The following is a 16,270-nucleotide window of genomic DNA, read 5'->3' as shown; positions in this document are numbered from 1 at the left end:
GGAGCGCTCGCAGCATGAAGGGAGAGGGAATTTTCCGGCGCGCTATTAGACGCACCTTCGACCAATGCAACAGGATCGATCCAGTCAGACTTCATCATTCACTCCTGCGCGGCGGCTTTCGGGGCATGATCGGACAACGCGAATGCACCGGGAAAAGCGCCCGGAACCGGAAACTTCGTTTCGTCCCGCAAAGCTAGCGCGAACCGCGCCGTCCGTCTTGGCTGAACGAGACCAACCGAACCGGAGCCGCGCCATATGGAAAATGCCCCTTTTGGAGCATGTTGCCGCATATGGCTTACCCCTCCCCCTTGAGGAACCATCGCTGCCGCCAGCCGAATTCCGTCTCGACCGGATTTCCGGTCGCATCCCGGCCCGGCCTGAAGCGGAAGCGCTCGGTGGCGAGTCGGCAGGTGATCCGGTCCGCCTCAGGATCCGGGCTGGCGCGAACGACCCGGCAGGCCTTGACCCGCCCGTCCGTTCCGACTCTCAAGGCGATGACCACTTGCGAACCCAGCCGCAGATCGCGGCTCTCGCGGGGGTAGTCGCGCGCGGAGTTGATGTCTCCGGCGATCTTCACCGGTTTGGCGGCAATTCCGCCGCCGCCACCCTGCCCGGAGCCGCCCGCCCCCGCTCCTGTTCCGCTGCCAAGTCCTGCAGCGCCGGTTCCCTCGCCTTCATCCCGTGCTCCGGAGGCATTTTCCGTGCCCTTGCTTGCGACGGGCGGCGCCTCGCTCGGCTTGATTGCGATCGGCGCTTTCGGAACGGCGGTTTCGCGGGGCTTGGCCTGCTTACCGGGCGTCCCCGCCGCGCCTTCGTCCTGCGCGGGCGAAGGGCGGGGCTGCGGTGCTGGCGCTGGCGGCGGTGACGGAGTTTCGAGCGGCACATCGAACGTCTGCGTGAGCGAGCCAACGATGGACGCTGCGAATTCCGGTGTGAAAGCGCGGATCAGCGCGGCGAGCGCCACGAAATGAAGCAGCGCGACCAGCGCGATCGCGCCCAGACGCGTCTTTCGCGCCGGTTTAAGGTCGGCTTTCACCATGGGGCGGAAATGCCATGAGGTTCATCGGCTTGGCAAGGTATCGGGGCGGATCAGGTTTCGGCGAAAGTATAGGGCTGCGCGGCGCGGCGATAGTCGTCGGCCAGCACGTCACGCCCGATCGGCGGCACCGAGCGCGCGGCGCAGTCGGCGCGCTGGCACAGGCGGCAGGTGACGCCGATGGGGGTAACTCTCGCTTCGTCCCCAGCCGCATAGACCAGCTTGCCCGCCTCTTCCGCCGCGCAGGCGAGCGCGACGGCGCGGGTGACTTTCATCCGCCCGTACCTTCCCTCGCCCGAAGTGACGGTGCGCGCGATCGAAAAGAACCGCTGCCCGTCCGGCAATTCCAGCCACTGCGTACGGACCTCGCCCGGCCAACGGAACACCTGATGCACCGACCACAAGGGGCAGCCGCCGCCATGCGCCGCGAAGGGGAAGCCCGCGCCGTCCAGCCGCTTGGAGACGTTGCCCGCCTCGTCCACGCGCAGGAAGAAGAACGGCACCCGCTCCTCGCCCGGACGGTGCAGCGTGGTGAGGCGATGGGCGACTTGCTCGAAACTGGTGGCGAACAGCCCGCAAAGCGCCTCGATATCGTAGCGCCGCGCCTCGGCCGCGCGGGCAAACCTGGCATAAGGCATCAGGATCGCCGCCGCCGCATAACCGGCCAGCGCCCGACGCACCAAAGTTGCCGTGGTCGTTTGAGCAAAGGCAGCGGCGCGAACGACCGCGACGATATCACTGCGCATCGCCGTATGCGCGATGTGGGTGGCGATCTGGAATGCCCGGCTTGAGGCGCCCAGCGTATCGTCGATCAGCAGTTGCTGGTTGTGCCGGTCGAACCGTCGCAGCGAATCGACCATGACGTCCGGCGGCAGGAAACGCACGCGCACGCCCTTGGCGCCAAGCCAGGCGGTGGCCCCGCCCGCCTGCTCGATTTCCGCCGCCAGTTCCTCGGCGCGCAGGTCGAGGGTGTGGAAGTAGTTGCGCGATTGGCCGAGGAAGCGCTGCGCCTCGCGCACCGGCTCGTTCTCTTCCGCCGCCGGGCCGGAGGCGCGTTGCTCGGCCAGAGCCTGACTCTCTCGGGTATAGGCCCCGTGGAGCCGCAGCAGCGCCTCCGAAATGCCCGGAAAGCTCATCGCGAGGTCGGCCACTTCCAGCGACGGCAGGTCGATATCGGCGAACAGCGGGTCACGCAGCACCTCGCCCACACGGCGGGCATAGTCTTCGCCATCGTCCCCGGCGATATCGGCCATGTCCAGCCGATAGGTCCGCGCCAGACGGAGCAACATGTCCGCCGTCACCGGCCGCTGGTTGCGTTCCAGCAGCGCGACATAGCTGGGCGAAATCTCCAGATCGTCCGCCATGGCCTGCTGGGTCAGCCCCAGTTCGCGGCGCATTCGGCGCAGCCGGGGGCCAAGATAGAGAGGTCGCGATTCCGCCATAGGTCAGCAGCTTGTCACACCTGCACATCTTTACAAGGAATATCTGTAAAGTTTGACAACCGGACCTCGCAGCCCGTTCCGCGCCGCACAAATGAGGATTAGCTCAAGGTCATCGCCCAATCACATTTTCGACGGGGACTTTTGGCAGTGACTTACCAGAGCAAGATCACCGAAGCCGGCCAGACCATCGGCACCGAAACCAACTGGAACGGCATCGAAGCGGAATCGGTCGCACGCATGCGCCTGCAGAACCGCTTCCGCACCGGCCTCGACATCGCCCGCCATACCGCGCGCATCATGCGTGAGGACATGGCCGCCTATGACCGTGACCCCGCCAACTACACCCAGTCGCTGGGCTGCTGGCACGGGTTCATCGGCCAGCAGAAGATGATCTCCATCAAGAAGCACTTCGGCACGACCAAGGGCCGCTACCTCTACCTCTCGGGCTGGATGGTCGCGGCGCTGCGCAGCGAGTTCGGGCCGCTGCCCGACCAGTCGATGCACGAGAAGACGTCGGTTCCGGCACTGGTCGAGGAACTCTACACGTTCCTGCGTCAGGCAGACGCCCGCGAACTCGGCATGCTTTTCCGCGATCTGGACAAGGCGCGCGAAGCCGGTGACGAGGTCGAGGCCAAGCGCCTTGAGCACGCCATCGACAATCACGAAACGCATGTCGTGCCGATCGTCGCCGATATCGACGCGGGCTTCGGCAATGCCGAGGCGACCTACCTGCTCGCCAGGAAGTTCATCGAGGCCGGCGCCTGCTGCATCCAGATCGAGAACCAGGTCTCGGACGAGAAGCAGTGCGGCCATCAGGACGGCAAAGTCACCGTCCCGCATGAGGACTTCATCGCGAAGATCCGCGCCGTCCGCTACGCCTTCATGGAACTGGGCGTCGACGAGGGCCTGATCGTGGCGCGCACCGACTCGCTGGGCGCGGGGCTGACCAAGCAGATCGCCTTCACCCGTGAGCCGGGCGACATCGGCGACCGCTACAACAGCTTCCTCGACTGCGAGGAGATCGCGGCGGGCGAGGTTGGCCACGGCGAAGTGCTGATCACCCGCGACGGTAAGCTGATGCGTCCGAAGCGGCTGCCTTCGAACCTCTACCAGTTCCGCAGCGGAACCGGCGAGGATCGCTGCGTGCTCGATTGCATCCATGCTCTGGAGAACGGCGCGGACCTGCTGTGGATCGAAACCGAAAAGCCGCACATCGGCCAGATCGGCGGAATGGTCAGCCGCATCCGCGAGGTGATCCCGAATGCCAAGCTGGTCTACAACAACTCGCCCAGCTTCAACTGGACGCTGAACTTCCGCCAGCAGGTCTACGACGCCTGGACCGCGGAAGGCCGAGACACCGGCGCCTATGACCGGGCGAAGCTGATGAGCGTGGACTACGACGGCACGGAGCTGGGCAATGAGGCCGACGAGCGCATCCGCACCTTCCAGAGGGATGCAGCGCGCGAGGCGGGGATCTTCCACCACCTCATCACCCTGCCGACCTACCACACGGCCGCCTTGTCGACCGACAATCTGGCCAGGGAGTACTTCGGCGAGGCGGGCATGCTCGGCTACGTCAAGGGCGTGCAGCGTCAGGAAATCCGCCAGGGGATCGCCTGCGTGAAGCACCAGAACATGGCCGGGTCCGACATCGGCGACGACCACAAGGAATACTTCGCCGGCGAAGCCGCCCTCAAGGCAGGCGGTACGCACAATACGATGAACCAGTTCGCTGCCTGAGGCAGCTGGGGAAGTTCCCCCGCCAAGCAAGGAAAGGAAGGTACTATGACGACCATGACCACCGAACCGGCCCGCGCCCGCGCGGTGCTTTCGAACCAGGACTTCAAGCTGCTTCAGGAAGCCGTCCTCTTCTACATGCGCGCGCATGAGGACGATCCGATCAGCTCGACCTATTCGAACCTGTACCACAGGCTCGGCAGCGCCACCCGGCGCTGACCTGAAACACCGGAACGCAGGCATCCATAACGCCTGCGACCGGAACCTCCGGCTCCCCGGAGCCGGATAACCTCTCAAGCGTTTTCCTGGGGAGGAAAACCCGGCCCGTCGCACACCCCTGCGGCGGGCCTCTTGCTATTGGTTAACTTGCCTTCAAAATTACCGGCCGGCATTGCAACGCATAGCCCAGCAGCGCGTTGTCTGAAAAATTAACACCTTGTGATATAACTGTTTCCGACACGGGGACGCAAAGTTGGTTCTGGTAACTTCGGAAGAGTACGAGGCGTTGGAAGGCCAAAGGCCACCTGAATCGCTCCACGCTGCCCTTGCGGCGGCCTCCCGCGCGGAACGCCGTCTGCGCGAGGCTATCGACGTGCTGCCGCAGGGCGTCGTCTTCCTCGACGAAGAAGGCCGCTACATCCTCTGGAACCGCAAGTACGAGGAAATCTACTGCCGCTCCGCCGACCTTCTGGAACCCGGTGCCAGGCTGGCTGACACGCTGCGGGTCGGCGTCGAGCGCGGCGACTATCCCGAAGCGAGCGGCCGCGAGGAAGAATGGCTCGCAGATCGCCTGTCGCTGATGCAGCAGCCCGCCGCCCGGCACGAGCAGCGCCTGTCGGGCGGTCGCTACGTGCTAATCGAAGAACGCCGAACCGAGGATGGCGGCTCGATCGGCCTGCGCGTGGATATCACCGACCTCAAGCAGAAGGAGGAAAGTTTCCGTCTTCTGTTCGAACAGAACCCGCTGGCCATGCTCGTCCACGATCCCGAAACCGGCCGGATCCGCAACGCCAATGCCTCGGCCAGCCGCCTGTTCGGCTATGGTCCGGAGGAGATGGAAGGTCTCGATGCCCGCCGCCTGTTCGGCGGCGAGGCCTGGCCCGAAGCTTCGCGCATGCTCAAAGCCGATACGCCGACCTGCAACGCGGACTGGACGATGTTCCGGCGCGACGGCGACGTGGTGGAAGCTCATGTCTCCACCCATGCCTCTGTCATCGAAGGACGACCGGTGACAATCGCCTCCGTCTTCGACGTCACCGAGCGCCGCCGCATCGAACGGCGCATGGAATACATGGCGCGCCATGACGAGTTGACCGGACTTGCGAACCGCTCGCATTGCCGCGAAACGCTGCGCGACCTGCTGCCGAAAGCCTCACTCGGCGAGCCAGTCACGCTGGCGCTCATCGATCTCGACAACTTCAAGACGGTCAACGACACTTACGGCCACCACTTCGGCGATGCCCTGCTGACCGACGCCGCGCGGCGCATGCGCGAACTCCTGCCGCCCGGCGCCTTGCTCTTCCGGATCGGCGGCGACGAATTCGCGATCATCTTCCGGGGAGCCGGCCTTGCCCAGGCCGAACCCATCTGCCGGGCGATCATCGCCGCGCTCAGCGAGCCCTTTCGCGTCCACGGCAACACGCTGCACATCGGCGCGACCGTGGGCATGGCCGCCGCCCCCTTCGACAGCGACGATTCCCCGACGCTGATGCGCTATGCGGACCTCGCGCTCTATGCCGCGAAGGCCGACCGGCGGGGCACCTGCCGCCGCTTCGAAGTAGCCCTCGACGAAGCGGCGCAGGCCAAGGTCCGGCTGGAGACGGACTTGCGCCAGGCCGTTCAGGAGGGGGAGCTTGACGTTCACTACCAGCCCCTGCTCAACCTCGAAACCGGCGCGATCGAGTGCTGCGAGGCGCTGCTGCGCTGGAATCATGCGGAGCGCGGCCCGGTCTCGCCCGAAGTCTTCGTGCCGCTGGCGGAAGAACTCGGGCTGATCGACAAGCTCGGCAGCTTCGTCCTGCAAAGGGCCTGCCGCGAGGCGACCCGCTGGCCCGAACATGTGCGCCTCTCGGTCAATGTCTCGCCCGTCCAGTTCCGCAACGGCAACCTGCTGAATACCGTCATCAACGCCCTTGCCGCCTCCGGCCTGAGCGCCGAGCGGCTCGAACTGGAAATCACCGAGGCGGTGTTGATGGAGCGAGGCCCCCGCCCCGCCGCGATTATCCGCAACTTGCGCAGCTTCGGCATCGGCATCTCGCTCGACGACTTCGGCACCGGCTATTCCTCGCTGAGCTACCTGCTCAATTACCCCTTCACCAAGATCAAGATCGACAAGTCGTTCATTCTCAACCTCCACGAGGAAGCCAGCTCCCGCGCCGTGATCCGCGCCGTGATCGGCCTCGGACGCAGCCTCGGGCTGACCGTGGCGGCGGAAGGTATCGAAAGCGATGTCGAACGCGAATACTTGCGCTCCGAGGGCTGCACCCAGGGCCAGGGCTTCCTGTTCGGCAGGCCGCAGCCGGGCGCGATGCTGGAATTTCCCGAAGGACCACCGCCGGACAGGCGCGACGCGGCCTGACCCCGCCGTCCGCCGGGTAATCGCCAAACGAGGAGCCGCCCCGATGAAAAGCATCGCCACGCTGACGATGAACCCGACCATCGACGTATCCTACGACGTCGGCAAAGTCCGCCACACGCACAAAATGCGTACCGACAACGAGCATTATGCGCCGGGCGGCGGCGGCATCAACGTGGCGCGCGTCTTCGTCCGGCTCGGTGGCCATGCACGGTGCTTCTATCTCTCGGGCGGCGCCACCGGCCCGGCGCTGGACGGGTTGATCGACCTGCACCAGCTCGTGCGCACACGCATTCCCATCATCGGACCGACGCGCATCGCCGCCGATGTTCTCGAACACGATACAGGCAAGGAGTACCGCTTCACGCCCGCCGGTCCGCATGTCAGCGAGGCTGAATGGCAGGAATGCCTCGACCGCCTCGCTGAAGCGGACTGCGACATGCTGGTCATGAGCGGATCGCTGCCCCCCGGCGTGCCCGACGATTACTACGCCCGCGTCGCGCGCCTGATGCGGGAACGGGATGGGCGCCGCTGCGAAGTCGTGCTGGACAGTTCGGGCAAGGCGCTGGCAGCGGGGATCGCGGAAGGCGGTCTCCTGCTGGTCAAGCCGAGCCAGGGCGAATTGCAGCAATATGCCGGTCGCAAGCTCGAGGATGTCGAGGCCATCGGCAAGGCCGCGATGGAGATCGTCGAGAGCGGCAAGGCCCGGCTCGTCGCCGTGACGATGGGCCACGAAGGCGCCGTGCTCGCCCGCACCGAAGGCCCGGTGTTCCTGCCCGCCCTACGGATCGACGCCGCAAGCGCAGTCGGTGCCGGGGACAGCTTCGTCGCCGCAATGGTCCACGCGCTGTGCCGGGGCGACAGCGAACTCGAAGCATTCCGCAGGGGCATGGCTGCCGGCTCCGCCGCCGTCCTGCGCGCGGGAACCGACCTCGCGCGCCCGGCGGATATCGAACGGATGCTGGAGCGGATCGAACCGCTCTGACCGTTCAGACGACGATCGCCCGCCTGCAGAAATCCCAGATCGCCACGGCCAGGGTCTCACGCTCGGCCAGATCGGGTGCACCGCCCTCTTCCTGGAGCAGGACGGTGTGCACGGTGGTGGAGACGAGGTTGTAGATCAGCCTCGCCTGCAAGTGCGGCTCGGCGGCGCGGAACTCGCCTTTCTCGATCCCCGCCGCAACCTGCCCGGCCATGAGGTCTAGCAGAGGCTGGAGCGCCGCCTGAAGCTCCGCGGGGCGGGACTGGGCGAGCCGCAAGTGCTCGCGGCTGAGCGCGGCGCTGCGCAGATGGGCGCCGCCTTTCATCCGACCGTTTTCGCCATGGCCGAGTTGGCCGACGACGATGCTGGAGACGATGAGCCGCAAGGCCTCGGTCGGACTCGGCACTTGCCGCGTCATCTCGCCGAACTGAAGTGCGGCCGAACGCAGCGAGGAATCGAAGACCGCCAGCACGAGATCGTCCTTGCCCTGGAACCGCTCGTAGAAAGCCCGGCGCGCCAGCCCTGTGCGCGACAGGACGGCTCGGATCGTCAGTCCCTCCAACCCGGCTTCGTCGAGCAGATCGTAGGCGGCATCGATCAGCAATCGCGTGCGGTCGTTCTCGCCATCGTCGAGCACGGCGGGTTGGGATTCGGACGAGACATGGGTCGGACGCAGGCTGGCCATCCCCGAGGGATTAGGCGCTCCTTCCGCTTCGGTCCAGCCCGGCGCCTCCCATTGACTCTCTGCCGGACCGCGCGCTAACAGTGTTGAGAACAGCGTTCTCAGAAACGCGACAACAGCTGAAGGACAGGAGAGTTCGATGCCCAAGGTCACTTACGTCGATCACGAAGGGCGCGCGTCCGACGTCGAGGTCGAACTAGGCGACAACGTCATGCACGGCGCGGTCTACAACGGGATCGAAGGTATCACCGGCGAATGCGGCGGCGGCCTCTCCTGCGCCACTTGCCATTGCTACGTGGACGAGGACTGGGTGGAGACCGTCGGCGGCCCCTCCTCTCAAGCGGAAGAGGAACTGCTGGAAGCCGTCGCAGCGGAACTGCGGCCGGGCAGCCGCCTCTGCTGCCAGATCGAGATGACCCCGGCGCTCGACGGCCTTGTCGTCCACATGCCCGAACATCAGTTCTGAGCGCGGAAAAAGGAGAGACCGATGCCTATCGACGCCGCCAATCCGGTTCCGCCGAACCTCCCGCGCCATGTCGGCATGGACCAGATCCCCGACCATGTCCCGAGCGACCTTGTCCGCCAGTCCGGCCTGACCGTCGGACCGGAATTCCTTGCGGGTCCACATGACTTCATGGCCGCGCTACACCATAAGCAGCCGCCGATCTATTATGACGTGAGCCCGATGGGGAACATGTGGCACCTCACCAAGCACGAGGATGCCCTGTTCGGCCTGCGCCATCCGGACATCTTCTCGAACGAGGGCGCCACCCCCTTCCCCCGCGATCCGAATGACTATTTCTATTTCATCCCGATCGAGATCGACCCGCCACACCACCGCAAGTACCGCAATATCGTCGACCCGGTATTCAGCCCCAAGGGCGTGCTCAAGCTGGAAGAGCTGATCCGCAAGCGCTCCAACGACCTGATCGACGCGATCGAGGCCAAAGTCGCTGCGGGCGGCACTTGCGAGTTCACCGAGGACTTCGGCCGCCCGCTGCCGGTCTCGGTCTTCCTCGACATCATGGGCCTGCCCCAGGCCATGCGCGACACGTTCGTGGAATGGGCGATGGAACTGCTCCATTCCAACGACCGCGCGATCATGGGCCAGGCCATGGCCAAGATCACCGCCTACCTCAAGGAAGCCATCGCCGAGAAGAAGGCGCAGCCGGACGACGGCGTCGTCAGCCTGATCGCCCATGCAGAGCCCGACGGCGCGCCGCTCTCCGACAAGGAGATCTTCGGCTTCGTCTGCTTCCTGTTCATCGGCGGGCTCGACACCGTCTTTGCCACGCTCAACAATATCTGGCTCTGGCTGGCGCAGAACCCGGAGAAGCGGCAGGAGATCATCGACCGCCCCGAGGACATCGACCGGATCGTCGAGGAACTGCTGCGTCGCTGGTCGGTGACGTTCTCCGGCCGGGTGCTCGACCGGGACCACGAGATGCGCGGGGTACAGATGAAGAAGGGCGACCGCGTCACCTTCATTCTGCCCGCCTGCAACTTCGACCCCGAAGTCTTCCCCGATCCGATGACGGTGGACTTCGACCGGCCGCGCAAGACGATCCTCGCGTTCACCGTGGGCGTGCACAGCTGCATGGGCGGGCACCTTGCCCGGCTCGAAGTGAAGATCGCGCTGCAGGAATGGCTGAAGCGGGTGCCGAACTTCGACCTCCAGCCCGGCACCCGCATCGAGTACCGCCCCGGCGGCGTGATCGGTCCGGAAGCGGTGCCGCTGGTCTGGTAGTTTCCACGCAACACCGAACAGGACATTCGACTGCCGCTCGTACAATTCCGCTTTGCGATCCCGCGAAATTGTTGCAGAGTAGTCAGCGAAAGGTCGCTTGCGGCTTTACCGGCGTTGGGAGAGAGCGCGCCGGGAAGGAAGTTAATTTCTTTCCGGCGCGCCGAATCTTCGCAGGTGCAACATCTTCTACAAACTAGATTTTAGAACCCCGGCCCGCGTAAAGCGGGTCGGGGTTCTCTCGTTATGTTGCACGCCCGCCGACGCTGTTCGCAGTTGCAGCAATGGCCTGGAAGCGTCCTTGAGGCGGCGAATCGGTGTAAATCGAATCACTTTGGCGCGCGTGGTTCGCCGAGTCGATTGGACGATTCGCCCCATGCCCGCCCCATGCCCGCCCCTCGATTGCCCCGTCCGAGTGCCTGCGCTAATCGCGAACGACCTTGACCCAGCGCCTCATCCAGCCCGCCCGAAGCCAGACGCACCTGCTCTGGTCGATCGCCCTTCCCGCGATGCTGACCAATGTCGCCACCGCATTGTTCGGACTGGCCGACATGTGGGCGATCGGGCGCCTCGGCGACGCCCCGGCGCAAGGCGCGGTCGAACTGGGCGCGAAGTACATGATGGGCCTGCTCAACGTGTTCAACTTCCTGCGCACCAGCACCGTCGCGCTGACCGCCCAGAGTGCCGGACGCGGCGACCGGAGCGCACAAGGCGAAACCCTGGCGCGGGCCATGGCGGTGGCGCTGGGCATCGGCGCGGTGCTGCTCTGCCTGATGCCGCTGGCGATCCCCTACGGGCTGGACCTGCTGGACGCGAAAGGCGCGGTCCGCGAGAGCGCCCGGCACTATATCGCCATCCGTTACTGGGCCGGGCCGCTCTGGCTGGGCAACTGCGTGCTGGTGGGCTGGTTGATCGGCCAGCGCCTCGTCCGCCAGGTCCTCGTGGTCGAGATCGCCGCCAATGTCGTGCACATCGCGCTCGACCTGTTCCTCGTGCTCGTGGTGCAATGGGGCGTGACCGGCGTGGCGACCGCGACCCTCTCCTCCGAGCTGTTCAAGTTCCTGCTGCTTGCCGCCCTGGTGCTGCGCCGCCCCGAAGCGCGCACCGCCTTCGCCTCGGTCCGGCATCGCGCAACCTGGCGGCGCAATGAACTCGCCCGTCTCTTTGCGCTCAACCGCGACCTGTTCCTGCGCACCCTGCTGCTGACCGCCGCCCTGCTCGCCTTCGCCCGCACCGGCGCGCAGGCCGGGCCGGTCATGCTGGCCGCGAACGGCATTCTGTTCCAGCTCTTCATGCTGGCGACACTCCTGCTCGACGGTTTCGAAAGCGCCGCGCAAGTGCTCTGCGGCGAGGCCCTCGGCGCCCGCGACCGCAACCGCTTCATGGCGACGGTCCGCTCGGCGCTGCTCTGGGGCGCGGTCATGGGGCTGGTCCTGACGCTCGGCTATGCGGCGGGCGGGCGGACGCTGGCGGCGGCCTTCACCACTGCGCCGGAGGTCATCGCCGCCACCGCCACCTATGCCCCCTGGCTGGCACTGCTACCGCTGCTGGGCGTCTCCGCCTATGTGCTCGACGGCGTGTTCGTGGGTGCGGGATGGACGCGAGCGATGATGGGGACGATGCTGGCGGCGATGGCGGTCTACGCCGTGCTGCTCTGGGGCCTGCATCCCTGGGGCAACCATGGCCTCTGGGCGGCCTTCACCCTGTTCTTCGTGATGCGTGCCTGCGCCCAGGCCGCCGTGCTGCCGCACCTCGTCCAGCGCAGCTTCGGGACACCTCCTCCAGAATAGCAAAAGCCGCCGACGCCGGAGGAGGGGATGGCATCGGCGGCTCGCTTGGCCTCAGGCGGGACGTTCAGGAACCTTGGGCAGGCTCCCGGGGATCAGTGCCCGCCTGATGCCGGCTTCGCACCGCGCGGGGGACGCGGGGCAATCCAGATAGTGCACGCGGCAATGAACAGCAGGATCGCGCAGAGCGCGAAGACATGCACGGTACCCAGCACCGTGCCTTGCGCGTTGACGAGATTGGCCAGCGTCTGGCGTGCCTGCTCCATCGAGAAGCCGGCATTCTGGAGCTGGTCCATCGTCTGCTGCGAATTGTTCATCGTCGCCGCCATGTCCGCCCCGTTGGCGCGGCTCATGTCTTCCCAGGTCGTCGTCACCAGGGCGGTGGCGATGGCGCTGGCCAGGGTGCGGCCGAAGTTGGCGATGCCCGCTGCGCCCGCCGTCTCGTCAGGCCGTACCGAGGCGAGGCTGATCGTCGTGAGCGGCACCATGAACAGCGAGACCCCCACGCCCTGCACCAGCTGCGGCCAGGCGATCGTCCAGAACGGCACGTCGGTGGACCAGCTCGTGCGGAAGATCGCGACCACGCCGATCCAGGCAATGCCGATGAACACCAGCATGCGCGGATCGAAGCGCTGCATCAGCTTGGGCACGAAGGGTGAAGCAAAGACCGCCAGCACGCCGGAGAAGGCCATGGCCTCGCCCGCCTGCGTTGCGGTGTAGCCCATCGAGGTCTGCAACCACTGCGGGATCACCACCACCGAGGCGAAGTATGTGCCGAAGGCGATGGTCAGCGAGAATGTCGCCGCCGAGAAGCCTCGGTGCCGGAAGACCTTGAGGTCCACCACCGGGTGCTCTTCGGTCAGCTCCCAGATGATGAAAGCGATGAAGAAGACCACCGCGATCACCGCCAGCCCGACGATGAAGGGCGAACCGAACCAGTCATGCTCGCGCCCGAGGTCCAGCATCATCTGGAACGCGGCGACCCAGGCGATCAGCAGGCCGAGACCCACGACGTCGATCGGCAGCTTGCGCGTCGGCGTCTCAACCCCGCGCAGGATCGTGAAGAGGCCGAAGAAGACCAGGATCACGATCGGCACGTTGATGAAGAAGATCCACTCCCACGACCAGTTGTCGGAAATGTAGCCGCCGACGATCGGACCCGCGATCGGCGCAGTAACGACGGTCATCGCCCACATGGCCATGGCGCGCGGGTGCATGTGCTTCGGGAAGATGCGCAGCAGCAGCGTCTGCGTCAGCGGCATCAGCGGACCGCCGCAGAAGCCCTGCCCCAGACGGAACAGCACCAGCAGGCCGAAGCTATGGGCGATGCCGCAGAGCGCGGAGAACACCCCGAAGCCGATCAGCGAGAGCAGGAACACCCGCAGGCTGCCGAAGCGCCCCGCGAGCCAGCCGGTCAGCGGCACACAGATCGCCTCGGCCACCGCATAGGAGGTAATCGCCCAGGTGCCGTTCGACACCGAAACGCCCAGCCCGCCCGAGATGTGCGGGATCGAGACGTTGGCGATCGTCATGTCGAGCACGACGACGAAGTTGGCCATCGCCAGCAGGAAGCCAGCGATGAGCAGCTTCACCCCCGTGAAGGTGGTGTCGCCTGCGCCAGCACCTCCGGCTGCTGGCGCAGCGGGTGCGCCGGCCATCAGTCGGCGTCCGTCAGTTCGATCTCGGCATCCATCGAGAGACCGATGCGCAGCGGATGCTCCTGAAGTTCCTTGGGATCGAGTTCGATGCGGACCGGCAGGCGCTGGACCACCTTGATCCAGTTACCCGTCGCGTTCTGCGCCGGTATCAGCGAGAAAGCCGCGCCGGTGCCGCCCGAGAAGCCGACGACCTTGCCGTGATAGGTCACGTCGCCGCCGTAGAAGTCGGACTTGAGCGTCGCCTTCTGGCCGGGGCGGACCTTGCCGAGCTGCGTTTCCTTGAAGTTGGCATCGACATAGAGGTGGCCGACCGGAACCACGGTCATCGCCACGCCGCCGGCCTGGACCTTCTGACCGACCTGGATGGCGCGCTTGGCGATCACACCGTCGATCGGTGCGCGCACGACGGTGCGTTCGAGATCGAGCCGGGCCTGGTCGAGCTTGGCCTGGGCCTGGCGGATTTCCGGCGCAGTCGTGTCCGAAGTGCCCTTGGTCAGCGCGACGGCGGCGTCTTCCTGTCGGCGGGCGCTGACGGCGGCGGCCTGCATCTGGGCAAGCATCGCACGCGCCTCGCTGGCCGAGGCCTGGGCCGAGGCGAGCTGCTGGCGGGCGGTCGTCAGTTCGTCACCCGAAACGGCACCGCTGCCGACGAGGGCCTGACGGCGCGCGAAGTCGGTCTTGGCCTTGGTCAGCGTCGCCTCGGCCGAAGCCACGCTGGCCTTGGCCGAGTTGATCTGCGCATCGCTGGCGTCTGCCGAAGCACCCAGCGCCCGGTTCTGCGCGAGCGACTGGCCGTAGCGACGCTGCGCGGCGGCAAGTTCGGCCTCGGCCTGGGCGAGCGCGATGCGCTGGTCCGAATCCTCGATGCGGAACAGCAGCTGGCCCTTGCGGACGGGCTGGGTGTCGGTGACGAGCACTTCCACCACGCGGCCCGACGTCAGCGGGGTCACTTGCGCATTGTCGCCGCCGACATAGGCATTGTCGGTCGAGACCGAGCGGCTGCCGATGAAGGCGTCGTAAGCGAAATAGAGCAGGCCCACTGCCGCCACGCCCACGGCAAGGCCGACGAGGAGCGGCTTGCGCCTGTTCTTGCCAAGCACGCTCCCGGAGCCCTGCTCGTTGTTGTGTTCGTCACTCATTACTCGGGAGCCTTCTTGCTTGAATTGTCTTCGTAACCGCCGCCCAGCGCGCGCTTGAGCGCGACTTCGCTGGCGAGAGTCCGGAAATGGGCATCGACGGCGGCCTGCCGCGCATCGAGCGCGGTGGTCTCGGCGCTCAGCGCGTCGAGGTAATTGGCAAGGCCGCCGTTGTAGCGCTTCATCGCGATGTCGTAGGCGCGGGCCGACTTGTCCTGCGCGTCGGCCGAGGCCTGCTCCTGCTCGGCTGCCGCATTGCGGGTGGCGAGCGCATCGGCCACGTCCTGAAGCGCGCCGATCACGGTGGAATTGTAGTCCGCCACGGCGAGATCGTAGGCGCCGCGCACCTTGGTGTACTCGCCCTTGAGGCGGCCGCCCTGGAAGATCGGCAGGCTGATCGCTCCGCCCGCATTTCCGTAAGTCGAGCCGCTCTTGAACAGGTTCGAAAGGCCCAGTGACTGGAGGCCGAACAGCCCGCTGATCGAGATATCGGGCAGGAACGCGGCCTTGGCGGCGTCGATCCGCTTGCCCGCACCTTCGGCGCGCAGACGCGCGGCGACGATGTCGGGACGGCGACCGACGAGGCCGATACCGGCATCGGCGGGAACCGGCGTCACCGGCAGGCGGGCGATCGAGGTCGGCGCGATCGAAAGACCGCGATCCGGCCCGGCGCCGAGCAGCGCGGCAAGCGCGTGGCGGCGCAGCAGGATCTGCTCGTCATTGGCCGAAAGCTGGGCGCGGGCCGAGGCGGCCAACGATTCCGACTGACGCAGCGGCAGTTCGCTGTCGAGTCCCTGCTGGTTGCGCTGGTCGCTGAGCGTAACCATCGCCTCGCGCGCCTTCACCGCATCCTTCAGCGCCTCGCCGCGCGCCACGAGGCGGGCGAGGTCGAAGTAGGAGGAGACCACGTTCGAGGAGATCATCAGCTCGGCCTGGCGGGCGTCGGCCTCCGCGGCCTTCTGCTCGGAAGTCGCCGCGGCCAGCATCTTGCGATACTTGCCCCAGAGGTCGAGGTCGAAGTCGGCTGAGAGCGCGAGATCGCCGGTAGAGCCATTCCGCACGAAGCTCGGCGGAATGCCGTTGTTCTTGCTCTGCTTCTTGCCGCCCACAGACCCCTGTCCGTTGACGGTCGGCAGCGTCGAGGCCCCGGCGACCAGCGTGGCGCCGCGCGCCTGAAGGATGCGGGCCTGCGCTTCCGCCACGTCCGGCGAACTGGCCAGCGCCTCGGCCACCAGCGCATCGAGCTGGGCATCGCCATAGGCGGTCCACCACTGCTGCTGCGGCCATGCGGCGTCGGAGGTAGCCGCCAGGGACTGGGCGCTGTCCAGGGTTGCAGAAGCCCGCATCTGCGGCTTCGGCCCGAGGTCGGGCACTGCGCAGGCGGACAGCGAAAGGCCTACGGCCAGCACGGAGGCTGCCGCGACTCGGGGGATAGTGATCGTACTCATCGGTACAGTTTTTATCGGAGTCCGGCTTGCGCCTGTCAACGAA

At 66.3% G+C, this 16,270-nt stretch carries 13 protein-coding genes; 7 read left to right on the top strand and 6 right to left on the bottom strand.

The window, feature by feature from the left end; genetic code table 11:
- Positions 1–295 precede the first annotated feature (295 nt).
- Complete coding sequence (locus tag V7066_RS08000; protein WP_334182538.1) at positions 296–1,039, bottom strand: TonB family protein; 744 nt, start codon at positions 1,037–1,039, stop codon at positions 296–298.
- Between the two features lie 50 nt (positions 1,040–1,089).
- A complete protein-coding gene (locus tag V7066_RS07995) occupies positions 1,090–2,478 on the bottom strand; it encodes a helix-turn-helix domain-containing protein (protein ID WP_334182537.1) in 1,389 nt (462 codons plus the stop codon).
- A 147-nt stretch (positions 2,479–2,625) separates the two neighbouring features.
- On the opposite strand from V7066_RS07995, the gene V7066_RS07990 reads away from it, so the two are divergent.
- The 4 genes from V7066_RS07990 to V7066_RS07975 all read left to right on the top strand — a co-directional run bounded on the left by V7066_RS07990 (position 2,626) and on the right by V7066_RS07975 (position 7,775).
- The gene (locus tag V7066_RS07990) at positions 2,626–4,218 is read left to right on the top strand and encodes an isocitrate lyase (RefSeq protein WP_334182536.1); all 1,593 of its coding nucleotides are present in this window, start codon (positions 2,626–2,628) and stop codon (positions 4,216–4,218) included.
- Between the two features lie 45 nt (positions 4,219–4,263).
- On the top strand, positions 4,264–4,434 hold the full coding sequence (locus V7066_RS07985; RefSeq protein ID WP_334182535.1) for a hypothetical protein: 171 nt from the start codon (positions 4,264–4,266) through the stop codon (positions 4,432–4,434).
- A 253-nt stretch (positions 4,435–4,687) separates the two neighbouring features.
- On the top strand, positions 4,688–6,793 hold the full coding sequence (locus V7066_RS07980; RefSeq protein WP_334182534.1) for a putative bifunctional diguanylate cyclase/phosphodiesterase: 2,106 nt from the start codon (positions 4,688–4,690) through the stop codon (positions 6,791–6,793).
- A gap of 43 nt (positions 6,794–6,836) precedes the next feature.
- Positions 6,837–7,775, top strand: coding sequence for a 1-phosphofructokinase family hexose kinase (locus V7066_RS07975; protein ID WP_334182533.1), 939 nt, complete (start codon positions 6,837–6,839; stop codon positions 7,773–7,775).
- A gap of 4 nt (positions 7,776–7,779) precedes the next feature.
- On the opposite strand, the gene V7066_RS07970 is transcribed toward V7066_RS07975, so the two are convergent.
- Complete coding sequence (locus V7066_RS07970) at positions 7,780–8,457, bottom strand: TetR/AcrR family transcriptional regulator (protein WP_334182532.1); 678 nt, start codon at positions 8,455–8,457, stop codon at positions 7,780–7,782.
- Positions 8,458–8,593: 136 nt separating this feature from the next.
- Between V7066_RS07970 and V7066_RS07965 the strand changes: the two genes are divergently transcribed.
- The 3 genes from V7066_RS07965 to V7066_RS07955 all read left to right on the top strand — a co-directional run bounded on the left by V7066_RS07965 (position 8,594) and on the right by V7066_RS07955 (position 11,988).
- Positions 8,594–8,920, top strand: coding sequence for a 2Fe-2S iron-sulfur cluster-binding protein (locus V7066_RS07965; protein ID WP_334182531.1), 327 nt, complete (start codon positions 8,594–8,596; stop codon positions 8,918–8,920).
- A gap of 21 nt (positions 8,921–8,941) precedes the next feature.
- Positions 8,942–10,201, top strand: a complete 1,260-nt coding sequence (locus tag V7066_RS07960; RefSeq protein WP_334182530.1) for a cytochrome P450 — start codon at positions 8,942–8,944, stop codon at positions 10,199–10,201.
- Positions 10,202–10,638: 437 nt separating this feature from the next.
- Positions 10,639–11,988: an MATE family efflux transporter gene (locus V7066_RS07955; RefSeq protein ID WP_334182529.1), complete on the top strand. Its 1,350-nt coding sequence runs from the start codon at positions 10,639–10,641 to the stop codon at positions 11,986–11,988.
- 92 nt (positions 11,989–12,080) lie between these two features.
- Here V7066_RS07955 and V7066_RS07950 read toward each other — a convergent pair whose 3' ends face one another.
- From V7066_RS07950 to V7066_RS07940, 3 genes are read right to left on the bottom strand one after another with little or no spacing between them, the layout of a single operon-like run.
- The gene (locus tag V7066_RS07950) at positions 12,081–13,643 is read right to left on the bottom strand and encodes a DHA2 family efflux MFS transporter permease subunit (protein ID WP_334182528.1); all 1,563 of its coding nucleotides are present in this window, start codon (positions 13,641–13,643) and stop codon (positions 12,081–12,083) included.
- Entirely contained in the window at positions 13,643–14,782 is a 1,140-nt protein-coding gene (locus tag V7066_RS07945) for an HlyD family secretion protein (protein ID WP_334182527.1), read from the bottom strand. The genes V7066_RS07950 and V7066_RS07945 overlap by 1 nt, the downstream gene beginning before the upstream one ends.
- Positions 14,782–16,227, bottom strand: a complete 1,446-nt coding sequence (locus V7066_RS07940; RefSeq protein WP_334182526.1) for an efflux transporter outer membrane subunit — start codon at positions 16,225–16,227, stop codon at positions 14,782–14,784. Before V7066_RS07940 ends, V7066_RS07945 begins: the two co-directional genes overlap by 1 nt.
- Positions 16,228–16,270: the final 43 nt, after the last annotated feature.

The sequence above is a fragment of the Novosphingobium sp. genome, from assembly GCF_036820275.1.
Lineage (GTDB): Bacteria > Pseudomonadota > Alphaproteobacteria > Sphingomonadales > Sphingomonadaceae > Novosphingobium.
Note: the sequence above shows the minus strand (reverse complement) of the source record. Positions and strands in the feature narration are given on the sequence as shown.

Bases quoted from the DNA above. Each gene is read 5' to 3' on its own strand.
- V7066_RS08000 (WP_334182538.1), bottom strand. From the start codon at position 1,039: ATGGTGAAAGCCGACCTTAAACCGGCGCGAAAGACGCGTCTGGGCGCG.
- V7066_RS07995 (WP_334182537.1), bottom strand. From the start codon at position 2,478: ATGGCGGAATCGCGACCTCTCTATCTTGGCCCCCGGCTGCGCCGAATG.
- V7066_RS07985 (WP_334182535.1), top strand. From the start codon at position 4,264: ATGACGACCATGACCACCGAACCGGCCCGCGCCCGCGCGGTGCTTTCG.
- V7066_RS07975 (WP_334182533.1), top strand. From the start codon at position 6,837: ATGAAAAGCATCGCCACGCTGACGATGAACCCGACCATCGACGTATCC.
- V7066_RS07970 (WP_334182532.1), bottom strand. From the start codon at position 8,457: ATGGCCAGCCTGCGTCCGACCCATGTCTCGTCCGAATCCCAACCCGCC.
- V7066_RS07965 (WP_334182531.1), top strand. From the start codon at position 8,594: ATGCCCAAGGTCACTTACGTCGATCACGAAGGGCGCGCGTCCGACGTC.
- V7066_RS07960 (WP_334182530.1), top strand. From the start codon at position 8,942: ATGCCTATCGACGCCGCCAATCCGGTTCCGCCGAACCTCCCGCGCCAT.
- V7066_RS07950 (WP_334182528.1), bottom strand. From the start codon at position 13,643: ATGGCCGGCGCACCCGCTGCGCCAGCAGCCGGAGGTGCTGGCGCAGGC.
- V7066_RS07945 (WP_334182527.1), bottom strand. From the start codon at position 14,782: ATGAGTGACGAACACAACAACGAGCAGGGCTCCGGGAGCGTGCTTGGC.
- V7066_RS07940 (WP_334182526.1), bottom strand. From the start codon at position 16,227: ATGAGTACGATCACTATCCCCCGAGTCGCGGCAGCCTCCGTGCTGGCC.